Genomic DNA, 12,233 nt, shown 5'->3' with positions numbered 1-12,233 from the left:
ACTATAACAAGTATTTTGTGATTTGTTACGCATTATTTATTTGTGCGATTTATAAACAAAAGCACGGATTCTTGTTTGAGAAAAATAGTAATTTACTTATATCTTACACAGGAATCCGTGCTTTTCATTCGAGACACTTCCAACTCCGATCACTAGTAAATCTCTTTTGATAAATACAGCAACAAAGAACAAAGGAGAACAATATGGCAGTATTACCCAACACACGCTGGCGCGATAAGTCAATCAAGCTAACTTCAATAGGCGACATACTTACAGATGAAACATTATCAGGCTCAGTCATCCGCACTAACAGGGGATATCATCAATGGGTATTTGAAGGGGAGACATTAATTCAAAGCCAATTCGATAGTAAGGCGCTCTATGCATTCCTAGTGAGTAAATCAATTGAAGGTGAAAGCTTTCAAGTTACTATTCCATCAGGCTTGCAAAGCTTGTCACGGATTCATGCGCGCACAGCTACTCCAAAGGAATCAAAATCAGCAGGTGAAAAAACAATATCAGTATCTGCTTTCGGTATTGTACCCGAAGGGCGTTACTTTAATTTCAGTAATCACACTAAGTTATACGTGATTGAAAAAGTTGAGAATGATGTAATCCATTTTAAACCTGAGTTAAGAATGCCAGTAGATACAACTACAATACTAAGCTTTGAACCAACACTGTATGGTTATATCAAGAATAATGATTTTGCACTTGAACCAGATACAGCTAACTTCCAACAATTCAAATTAAAAATACAGGAGGACATTTAATGCTGATAGATGATTTAGAAAAACGAACAGTATCAGCTAACTTCTTATTCGAAATGCGCTTAGGAGATCATGAGTACTATTACACAGATTGCCCATTTAATTTGGAACTTGAAGGGCAAGTTTACTCGCACCTTAACATCGTTAAGAAACTCGATAACTCTAAGGAGACTAGCAAATTAGACAGTAAAGGAATCAAGTTAACTCTAGTTGGATTAGATGATGTCATCCTTAAGCGCTTTATTGATACTGACGTATTAGGAGGCGAGATTACTGTGTTAATTGCATTTAGGGAAGGGGGAAGAATAACCAGTACCTATGTCTATAGCAGTGGGTATATCGATAAGGCTAAGCTTAAATCATCTGATAAATCTACAGATTTAATTATTGAGACAAGTAGTAAATTCCGAGACATCAAAAGCAAAGCATCAAGTCGGACTAACCAAAGTGAACAATTGAGTCGTTATCCGAATGATAACTTCTACAAATACGCTGCCCAAACAGATATGGATGTCAATTGGGGTAAAGATAAATAGATAAGGATAAAGAACAAGAGGAGTCCATGGATGGCACTTAACCACAACCCATATGAAACAGCACAACGGACGCTATCAGGTATTACCGCCTTTGCCTCACCTGACTTTAACGTCAATCTACTTAATAACGACCAATACTTAGAGACTAAGACAGGCGATAAGCGCAAACCAGTTGTATATGGAACCACGCGCCTAGGCGGCATTCTCGTATTCCAAGATTTAATTGGTGAGAACAAAGACTATCTACTTCAAGTCTATACGCTATGTGAAGGTGAGATTACTGGTATACCTGCAATTTTCGCTAATGGCACTGATACCTCAAGCTCACTCTATGATGCAACTCTACAACAAATTGACGGTAAAAAGGTCAAAGTGTCAAGCTGGCCAGTCCTCCGTTCAACCGTGTATACCCAAGCGTATCAAGATCTATTCAATGTCTTAGGCACAGTATCGAACAACAAACAGCGAGTAATTTATACCCAAGTTTCAACTGGGCGCACTGACTATACCAGCACACCTCTGACTATTGCCAAGTTATCACCGAAATGGGATGACACCTTCTTAGGTAATGCAAGTGCGAGTGTGGCAGTTGTTTATGACCTGTCAGCATTCTCCGAGGAACCTAAGCTTGAATTCATGGTTAAGGGTATTAAGGTCAGGAACTTAAAGACTGGTGTTCAGGAAGTATCATCGAACCCAGCTTATTGTTTATACGACTACTTAACTAACGAGCGATACGGCAACAACACAGACCCGTCTATTCTCGATATTCAAAGCTTTATTAACCAAGCAGAAATATGTGACCAGCCGATAGACATCAAGACAGGTGTTAATTTACTTTCGAATACAAGTGCAAAAACAACTATTCAAAAAAGTTCAAGTTCAGCCGGTGGTACAGTTATTAACATCGGTCCTAGTCGTTTCCAAAAACGTGGACGTGTAAATTATTATCGTGGTCAGATTGTTAATGATGGTTTCGATGTCGTTAATTTAAAAGCCACTAACTCATCAGCTGAAAATACTAAAACCGCAATACCATTTAACAAACAGATTATCAATGATCCAGCTTTCCATATTAAAGACCCTATACTTCTGATTAATACGCTGTCTTACAATAGCGGTGGTTGGAACTCAGGTGGTGATTACTATAACTATGCAATTATCATTAACGCTAAAGGTGAGTATATTGCAGTTATTGCCTATGACGGCTCAGACGTTGATGTAACTGTTGAACTAGAAGTACAGAACAAACCTGCTGGTAATACAGTATCGGAAAAACGTTTCTCAATTAATGGCATCATTAATCAAGAGGAAACGAAAGATAAGAACGTTGATAACATTCTGGCTGAGATGAATGCGCGTATCTACGACTATAACGGCAAGAAGCACCTGAAATGTTTCGTGCCTAACGTGGTTGTTAAGACATTCGATGACACTAACATTATCGGCACAATTGATTACGCATTCGGTGATAGTGAAACCAAGTATAACGGTGTTCAAGCCACTTATAGAGATCCTAACTTTGGTTACAAGGATCAGACAGTGGTCACAGTTGATAATACCTATAACGGTGGTAACTCGAACAGCAAGAACTTCAAAGAACTTAAGCTCAATTTCTGTGATAGTTATGGACGCGCTCATTACTTAGCGAGCATGTTCTTGAATAAAAGTAAGCTTCAAGACAGTATCAAATTTACCTCAACACGAGCTGGCATCGTATACGCTGTTGGTGATGTGATTAGAGTTAATGATAGGAAGAATAACATCAATCGAACTTATACGATTGAAGATAAAACAATCAATAAAGATTTCACTGTGACATTTAACTGTTTAATTTATGACAGTGAGATTTTCAAGGTACTGCAACTCGATATTCCATATGAGCCAATGTTACCCGTTACTCCGTCGAAAACTATTAACATCGACTCGTTCAATGTTAAACAAGTGGCATTTGATAGTGTTGGGACAGCTGATTTAATTTGGTCGAGTTCAGTTGGTAGCGGCTTAGTTGACCACTATACGCTCGAATACAAAGCATCTAGAGACAATGGAGTTGGTTTCTCTCACTTAGCGACACTAACGAGTGGCAATAGCTATCGAGTTAATAACCTTAAATCAGGTGATTATGTATTCCGTGTTAGAGCACTTAACAAGCTTGAGACAATAGCTAGTGACTGGGCGGTAGCTGAGCTTAATGTGAACACTAATATCGTAACCTTGCCAGCAGTGACACAACTGCAAGCTAATTTCAACGGAGCCTCCTTTGAAGCTAGCTGGAAAGATACGCGAACAGTAGCCTTGAACACAGACAACAACCCATCGAGTGTTGGTGAAACTTACGCGCGGTACATCAGCGGTTACCAAGTCCAAGTATTCAAAGGTTCAACTTTACGCAGAACAGAAATTGTCCAAGATCCTCGTTATGTTTATTCACTAGAAAAGAACATTCAGGATGGTATATCGCGTGATATCAAGATTACTGTAAAAACAGTTAATCAATCGAACACAGTATCAACAACAAGTGCATCTGTTCAAGCAGTTAACTCGCAATGTCCTGCACCAGTTAATTTACTGATTAATGTTAATTACGACACGTTCTACTTAAGCACTTTTAAGCCACTTGAAAGTGATTACGCAGGCACTGTTGTTCATGCTAGTAAAACTGAGAACTTCACACCAAGTGCCAGTACGTTAATTTCAAACGGGCCGAATACCGCCAGTGGTACATTGGCTACCGGCACTTGGTTTTTCAAAGTAGCACACTATGACGTGTTTGATTCATTAACACTGAACTTCGCAAGTGCAACAGCCGTTTTAACTGAGGTAACACTAGCTGATATCGATGTTGATGACATTATTACTGGAATTGAGAAAGGATTAGAAACTGAAGCGTTAACACGTGCTAAAGAAGACCTTAAAAATGCTCAAGCCACATTAGATGCGGTAGCTAAAGAAGCAAGTCATCGAGTAGCAGCAATAACAGCAGAAGCAATCGCTAGAAATAACGCACTTGCTAAAGAAGCAAGTGATAGAGCCGCAGCGATAACAGCAGAAGCAACAGTTAGACATAATGCGTTATTGCTTGAAGCTAGTGAGCGTGGAACCGCTATCAAAAATGAATCAACGGAACGTAAGACTGCTGAAGCCAATTTAGCTACTCGTATTGATAGTGTTGTTGCTGCTAACAATGCTAATGGTGTGAGTATTACTAATGAAATCACTGCTCGCACCGCTGCTGATACTGCATTGGGTAAACGTGTTGATAGCGTTGTTTCAACGTCTAATGCTAACCAAGCAAGTATAGCGTCTTTGAGCAAAACAGTTACTGATAACAACAGTGCTATGTCTACAAAAGTAGATACCGTGCAAGCAACGGCAGCACAGCAAGCAACAGCCGCAGAGAACAACGCAAAGGCATTTGCTACTGCTAGCGTAACAACTGAAAAAAATGCTCGTATCGCTGCGGGCAGTGCGTTAACGACACAATTCAATAGCGTTAAGTCAACAGCTGACAAAAACACTGCTGATATCACCACAGTAAACACCGCTTTAGTAACTAAAGAGACTGCTTTATCGAATCGAATTGATGCAGTTCAGAGCAGCGTTAACGGTGTTGATGGAAAGGTTCAAACTGAAATAACCACACGTTCAGCCGCTGACACTGCGTTAGGTAAACGTATTGATACAGTGAGTGCAACTGCTAATAAAAACACCGCTGATATCACCACAGTAAACACCGTACTTGCCGAGAAAGACCTGGCAATGTCATCACGTTTTACTCAAATGGAAACAAGCTTAAAGGCTGATTCAGCAAGTAAAGCAGCTACCGCTGAAGCAAACGCTAAGCTGGCCGCAGCTACTGACGCGAAAGCAAAAGCAGACGCCGCACTTACAGCAGCTAAGACTGATGCTACTGGTAAGGCTAATGCAGCTGAATCAAACGCGAAAATAGCCGCTGCTACTGATGCAGCAGCTAAGGCAAACAAAGCTCTGGCTGATGCAAAGGCTTATTCAGATGCTAATGATGTCAAAGCCACCAATTATACAAATGCGAAGTATTCTGATGCTGTAAATTTGATCAACACAAAAGACGCAGCACAAGCATCACGTGTAACCCAAATGGAATCAGCGTTAAAAGCTGATTCTCAGAATAAAGTTAATGCTGTTATTGCTGACTTGAACTCTCGTTCAAACCTTTTGCAGAAGTATCTACCTAATTGGAAACTTGGTGCGCATCCAGCTGAATGCAGTATGGGTTTAAATGGTGCAGCTATCGAAAACCGTTTCGTAATGGGTGACGATCCATTTGGCACTAAATCTGTATTATGGGAAATGAGTACTGATTCGAATAATAACTCAGATGCTGACGGTGGTATTGGCGCGGGTTGGTTCGATTGTGATTCTAAAAAATCATATCGATTCAGTATATACGTTAACCGCTCAGTTCTTAACGGGACAACATACTTAGGTGCAGGGCAAGGAGGAGAGACACTTGAACTGAACGGAACCCCTAACCTTAACCCATATTTTTGGGCTGGTATGTTACCCCAAGCTAACAAGTGGTATTTGATAGTTGGTGTGTTGCAAGCTGAATCAGGAACAGCTCAATCAGGTTTTAGTGGTCTGTGGGATTGCGAAACTGGTCAACGTGTTTTAAGTGGGACTGATTTTAAAATCAAAGCGGGTATTACTCGTCAATACCTAAGAGCTTATCTGTATTATTCGAACAACACTAACGCTAAACAATACTTCTGGGCACCACGTGTGGACGTTATCGATGGCAATGAACCTTCTTTAACTTCAATGATGCCTATGATTGCGGTGAATGCGTTATTAAATGCTAACGCTGCACAAGCCTATGCAACGGCCAAGTATAATGAAGTCGTAAACACCATCACCACTAAAGATAACGCGCAAACATCACGTGTTACTTCAATGGAAGCGAGTTTAAAGACTGATGCTACCAATAAAGCTAATACAGCTGAAACAAATGCTAAGAATGCTGCAACTACATATACCAACACTAAGTATACTGATGCTGTTAATTTAGTTAATTCAAAAGACTCAGCAATGAGTACGAGAGTTAACTCGTTATCTACTACGTTGAACAATACAACAGCTAGTGTGAATTCTTTAGCAACATCAGTGAATGGTTTAACAGCTGAATATACCATTAAGGTAAATGCTAGCGGACACGTTTCTGGTATTGGTTTAAGTTCAGGCCCAATGGGTTCAGCGTTTATCGCTCAAGCTGACCGTATTGTGCTAGCTAATAGCGCTGGCGGCGGTAGTGTCACACCATTTAAGATGGTATCAAATGTTGTTTATTTGAACGAAGCTGTTATTCAAAATGCTAGTATCACTGCCGCCAAGATAGCTAACGCGAACATCACAAATGCTCACATAGCTAATGGTGCGATTACTAACGCTAAGATAGCTGACGCAACAATCAGCTTTGCAAAGATTGCTAATGATATACGTTCAACGAACTATGTGGCTGGAGTATCAGGTTGGCAGTTAACCAAGGAAGGGGCTTTAAACGCCATAAACGCCAATATCAGCGGAACTATTAATAGCTCTAAGATTAGTGGTAGCTTCCTTGAAGGTACAGTCGTATTTGGCGCTAGTGGCTTCCTAACAGCAACAACAGCAGATAATGGAATTGGTATACGTTACGGTGGGCAAGAAAGTTACTATGTCACTAGAAGCGCTCGCAGTATCGCAACTGATCCTACAATGACATTTCGCATTGCAAGTTATAATTTCATTGGTGATGGTTACGATACTATTAACACTAATCCCCCAACGCAAATAGCACGTGATTATAAGCGTTGTATATCTAATAACTTTAGTGGGCTTGGATGGATTGATGTTGAAGCTGCTGGTGTTGGTAACTTAAACATGAACACTGGCACAAGTAATACGATTAAAATTTGGATGGAAGTTGTAACATATGACCATCAATTAGTGAGGAAAACACTTCCTAATATAACATTGTATGATGGTGCAATAACACACGGTTCAATCCCTAAAGCACTTTCTGTACAGCGTGTTGGTTGTATTGGTCAGTTATATTATGAGCCTGCGGTGGTTAATGGTAGAAATACTATTAAGACATTGTATTTGACGATAGACAAGTTATATAGCCAGCCATACTCATTACAAAAATATTTTACACTAACTATTAAGTGTACAGTGAATGGTATTGATGTTCCGTATAGTTCAACAATAACTGTACGAGCTGACGACTTTCAATTCTACTCTTCGTAAACAGTGAGGGAGAAATCCCTCACTTTCCTTAAATTTGTATTCATATTAATGAGGTAATTATGATAACTGTGAACTCACAGGAGGCAGTATTTTATATTGAAAATATTGATATAGACATTGGTGTTGATAGTGCAGATATAAACGCACCAAAACATAACATTGCATTTATTGGCGATTATACTGCTTGCAGTTTACTTGCTGGTAGAGCAGTTAAAACACAAAAAATAGATTACGATGAATCAATCTATAGCATGTTCGACTTACCACATAACAAGTCTAACTATGTTGCATATTGGGTCAAAGAAAATCATTTAGTGTTTAAAGATAATACAACTCATTATGTGATTGTTCATAATGATTATAGAAAGGTTCTTGATATTAGACGTTCTATTATGCTTGCGGACAATTCTGAGGGATTAATACCAGTTTTACTAAATGAAACTGAAAGCGAGTCTAATAGATTAATCGAGCCAAAAATACAAATAGTCAAATATGATGATGCTGATGGGTTGTTAGATGAACAACGTTTATTAAAAGAAACCGATTGGGAAGTTGTCAAACAGCTCGAAATATTATTACTAAGTGATACTGATTTAGGTAGGTATAGGGCTGAATTGAGAAAAGTGGTTAATGAAAAACAGGTTTGGTCTGATACTAAATAAGTATTATTATCAGGAGGTATTATGATTACAGGAAAACATAATCATGAAATAAAACGCAACGACACATGGGATAGAAAGTTTGGACGATTTAAAGGTGTTGACGGCAACTTTAGAGATATGACAGGCAGTACTCTTCAAGCACAAGCAAGGCGATCAGTTGATGATCCGAATGTTTGGTTTGAACTAGGTGTTGAGTGGGTTGATGCTAGTTTAGGTATATTTAGATTTAAACTAACTAAAGAACAAACAAAAAATATAGATGGCCCAAATAAAACCGATGTTTCAGGTGTTTGGGATTTACAGATAACATTCAATAGAGAAGGTGAAACAGTTAGATATACGATTATGGAAGGCTCTGTAACTGTATCCAAGGATGTCACACGTACAGAGGATGAAATATGAATATTGTAATAGAAGAAGTTGGAATATTTGAAAACCTATATGGGATTGATGATGCAGGAAGCTTTCAGCTCGTTAAAAGCTTTAATGGTAAGATTGGTGATATTGTCCTAACAGCATCCGATTTAAAATTAGGTAATGTCGATAATACATCTGATACTGACAAACCAATTAGTACTGCTGTTGCTGATGCATTAACACAAATGAGTGATAGTATACATGATGATATCAGGGAAATAGAAGCAGCTATATCTTCATCTTCACTAGTAACAAAGGATGAATTAACGGTTTTAATAAACGAGAAAGCATCATTAGAGCAAATTAATGATGTTGTCAGTGATATGCTCTCAGATACATCTCCAACAATATTAAGTGTTAACCCTCCATTAAACAGTGAAGGTAAAAATGGCACTATGTGGGTGCAATACACTGAACAAGTTAATGATACTATTAGACCAGCCCAGCTACCAATAGCATCACGTTGGACAAGTGCAATCATATCTAATGACTTTAAAAATGTAATTGTATTAGATAGTAAAACCAGTACTGCTTACGTATCACATGACTCAAGTTTATCTTGGAATGCAGTAAACATTTCATCACTATCAAAACTAACACTAGCAGCAACACCTGACTTTAGTTATGTATATGCAGTGTGCGGTGATGCTAGCGGTGGTTCATTGTTTTATAGATCAACTGATAAAGGGTTAACATGGCAAACATTACCCATTACAGGTGTGTCAACACAAAGTGGTATTACGCGATTATCAGTATCAGCTGATGGTATGGTTTTATATGGGTTAAAACCAAGTGCAGAGGTGATTATTAGCCGTGACGGAGGCCTTTCTTGGACTTCGCAAAATGCAGTTCCTGATGAAAAAATATACGGATCAGTTTTTAGCGAACCGATTCTCAGCGCTGATGGTTCAACTTATATGCTGTTTAGGCATGGGTCAAAATACGCATATAGAACTAGTGATTACGGGTTAAACTGGTCGAAAATTACCTTACCAGTAGCAGGTACATGGTTCTCAGCTAAATGCTCAACTAATGCTGATGTGATTGTTACTATGGATTACAACACTGGTTCTAATACTTGTATTATTAGTCGTGATAAAGGTCTTACTTTTCAAAAAGTAGCATTACCTAGCGCAGGGCAATGGCGTGAACTGGCTGTTAGTGAAGATTGCTCATCGATATCAGCTGTTGGTTTCAACAGTGACTATTGTGTTTATTCAACTGATGGTGGCTTAACTTGGAAAACTACCACATTGCCGTTAAATAGTCGGTGGTGGACGTCTGCATCAATCAACGGTGTGTGTTATGTGCTTGCAGATGGATTTGCAACAGTATTACGCACACATAACTGTGGTAAAACGTGGAAGTCTAGCACATCAAACGTTGGTGAGGTTTTAGCTAATGGTACACAAGCTGGTATTGCTGATACTTACATTAAAGTAAGCGGCAAATGGCTTTCTTTAAAGTAGGTGTATATGGATATCACAATAATTTTATTTTTAACAGGAGTTGTTTTATCGATAATTGGTTACATGATTAAGGCGCGTGTTGATAGTATTGAAGAACGCGCTAAGACATTAGAGCAACACAATCAGAAACATACTGCGCAGCAATCAGTCGATGATGAACGATGGAAACGTCAGGACATTACTAACAATAAAGTTGATGAAGGCCAGCGTGAGCTTGCAGTAGTAAAGAGCCAAATTAACACAATTCATTCACATATTGATGATATTAAAACGAGTCAAAAAGAAATGAACGGTAAGCTTGATGAACTTCTACAACGCAAATAACAAAAGGCCAGACTACAGTCTGGCCTTTTTTGCCACTCTATTTTTTACTTCTCTTTGCCATAAACTCGCGATAGCGAGGTCGATCTGCGCTGATTATTATATCTTCTAACGAAGCACAATTATCTTTTAAGAATTTCTTAAGTTCAGCAGGCTTGTTACCTGTAGCTTTGCCCACATACGTCTTCTTATCACCATTAATAGTGTATTCAAAAGTGAACTCTGGTTGTTCTGTTAATACACGTTTTTTGCGTGTTTTTGTTGGTGACTGTCCTGCTAAATCTTCAAGTGTTAGACCTTGTGCTAGTAGCGTATTTTGGATTTCTTTAATCTTAGCTGCTTTAGCTTCACTTTCAGCCTGCTCGGTTTCTTTTAGTTCTTTGATGGCGTTATAAACAGTATTAACGCGCTCTACCAGCTTGCATACATCCTCGTAATGAAGATCTGAAAACAGCCCCTTAATGCTGTTCCTGTTGTTCAGTATTTCAAGTGCGACAGCGCGTTTTTCAGTTATGGTATTAGCTTGGGCCATTTGTATCTCCTGTAAGTTCAATAAGTTGATATCATAATTTTATTACCTCTGACATAAGAATTCTAGAGATTAAATGGTTCAAAGGCATGAGTCTATCAGTGATAAGTGTCATGATTGATAGCAAAACACTTTATCTAAAACAGTTACTTGAGTATGATGTTACCACTACTAGCACAGGATAGTGTATACAGTTAATGAAAGATTTTGTTGAACAGATTTTCACTCCATTCAAAACTATGTCTGAGCATATAAAGTACAGACTCAATAACCCACTTGGTATTGCATTCGTTTTTTCATGGATTATTTTTAACTGGCAGGCAGTTTATTACTTCATGTTTAGCGATGATGCAGCTTCCGCTAAGATTACGTATTTGCAAAAAATATACTTAACTAATACTAGCTATGATCTATCAAATCTTTTGTGGTGTCCTTTAGGAGCTTCGGTATTGTATCTTGTTGCGGCACCTTTGGTATCAAATATTGCAACAGGACTTTGGAGTGTCATTGATCAAAGCTGTACAGCATTACGGTTAAAATTTGTTGAAAAAGCAACATTAATGACAAATGCTGACAAAGCAAAAATGTACTTAGCTCTTAATAAAATTAAAGCTGACCATAGGAATGAAATAACTAAGCTGTTGAATGAAATCTCTGGTTTGCAGCACTTGCTGACCTTGCAATCAGAAAGTAATAAAAACGTTGACGAGAAATCAAATAGTGAAATCAAGAGAGCAGAACATGAGTTATCTAATTTTGAACTTGTAGTGTCGCCATTAACTGGGGACGATGGCGAAAAAGTTGAACAGTCAAATCTTAAGTTTGATGAAATGATTGAAGAGCCAGCGAATGGCCAAAAGCTATTTTCTATTCATGATGAAAATGGAAATATTATTAACGAATGGCCATTTGATGAAAAAGAAAATCATCCTATTACTATAGGGCTTCTATATCAATGGCTAAGGTCTGCTAGTAAAGAAAATAAGATTTCTCTTTTGTCAAGTGTATTAGAGTTTCGTCAACATGGGGAAATGATAAAGCAGTGGTTTGATAATAATACTGTTTTGTCGAATAGCCCTAACTCATTAGTTCTTAAAGATTTAAGTGTTAAATTATTTTCGCAGTTATTTCGTAGTGACGGAGAATTAATGCTTAAGAATGTGAATTTTAGGTCTGTTACATCTTCAAATGAAATTATTAATGAGTTTTTTTATATTATGAAGGAATTGGAGTTTATTAAGGAAGATCATGGCGTTATA

The 12,233-nt window shown here is 38.2% G+C and carries 8 protein-coding genes and 1 pseudogene; 8 read left to right on the top strand and 1 reads right to left on the bottom strand.

Annotated features, from left to right (window positions below; translation table 11 throughout):
- The first annotated feature begins 203 nt into the window (after nucleotides 1–203).
- Genes MMG82_RS20540 through MMG82_RS20510 form a run of 7 tightly spaced genes read left to right on the top strand, consistent with a single transcriptional unit; the run spans nucleotide 204 to nucleotide 10,448 of the window.
- Nucleotides 204–773, top strand: a complete 570-nt coding sequence (locus MMG82_RS20540; protein ID WP_241407350.1) for a hypothetical protein — start codon at nucleotides 204–206, stop codon at nucleotides 771–773.
- Complete coding sequence (locus MMG82_RS20535) at nucleotides 773–1,306, top strand: hypothetical protein (RefSeq protein ID WP_241407349.1); 534 nt, start codon at nucleotides 773–775, stop codon at nucleotides 1,304–1,306. The genes MMG82_RS20540 and MMG82_RS20535 overlap by 1 nt, the downstream gene beginning before the upstream one ends.
- 30 nt (nucleotides 1,307–1,336) lie before the next feature.
- Nucleotides 1,337–7,576 (top strand): DUF1983 domain-containing protein, encoded by a 6,240-nt coding sequence (locus tag MMG82_RS20530; protein WP_241407348.1) that lies wholly within the window; start codon nucleotides 1,337–1,339, stop codon nucleotides 7,574–7,576.
- A gap of 59 nt (nucleotides 7,577–7,635) precedes the next feature.
- Nucleotides 7,636–8,238: a hypothetical protein gene (locus MMG82_RS20525; protein WP_241407347.1), complete on the top strand. Its 603-nt coding sequence runs from the start codon at nucleotides 7,636–7,638 to the stop codon at nucleotides 8,236–8,238.
- A gap of 21 nt (nucleotides 8,239–8,259) precedes the next feature.
- The gene (locus tag MMG82_RS20520; protein WP_241407346.1) at nucleotides 8,260–8,640 is read left to right on the top strand and encodes a hypothetical protein; all 381 of its coding nucleotides are present in this window, start codon (nucleotides 8,260–8,262) and stop codon (nucleotides 8,638–8,640) included.
- Entirely contained in the window at nucleotides 8,637–10,124 is a 1,488-nt protein-coding gene (locus MMG82_RS20515) for a hypothetical protein (RefSeq protein ID WP_241407345.1), read from the top strand. The genes MMG82_RS20520 and MMG82_RS20515 overlap by 4 nt, the downstream gene beginning before the upstream one ends.
- Nucleotides 10,125–10,130: 6 nt before the next feature.
- Nucleotides 10,131–10,448: a hypothetical protein gene (locus tag MMG82_RS20510; protein ID WP_241407344.1), complete on the top strand. Its 318-nt coding sequence runs from the start codon at nucleotides 10,131–10,133 to the stop codon at nucleotides 10,446–10,448.
- 37 nt (nucleotides 10,449–10,485) lie between these two features.
- Here MMG82_RS20510 and MMG82_RS20505 read toward each other — a convergent pair whose 3' ends face one another.
- Nucleotides 10,486–10,977, bottom strand: coding sequence for an H-NS family nucleoid-associated regulatory protein (locus MMG82_RS20505; RefSeq protein WP_241407343.1), 492 nt, complete (start codon nucleotides 10,975–10,977; stop codon nucleotides 10,486–10,488).
- Between the two features lie 194 nt (nucleotides 10,978–11,171).
- Here MMG82_RS20505 and MMG82_RS20500 point away from each other — a divergent pair.
- A pseudogene (locus MMG82_RS20500) lies at nucleotides 11,172–12,233 on the top strand (hypothetical protein); the annotation flags it as partial.

It is taken from the genome of Shewanella sp. MM_2022_3 (assembly GCF_022557375.1).
GTDB lineage: Bacteria > Pseudomonadota > Gammaproteobacteria > Enterobacterales > Shewanellaceae > Shewanella > Shewanella xiamenensis.
The sequence above is the reverse complement of the archived record's forward strand: the minus strand, read 5'-3'. Positions and strand labels throughout refer to the sequence as shown.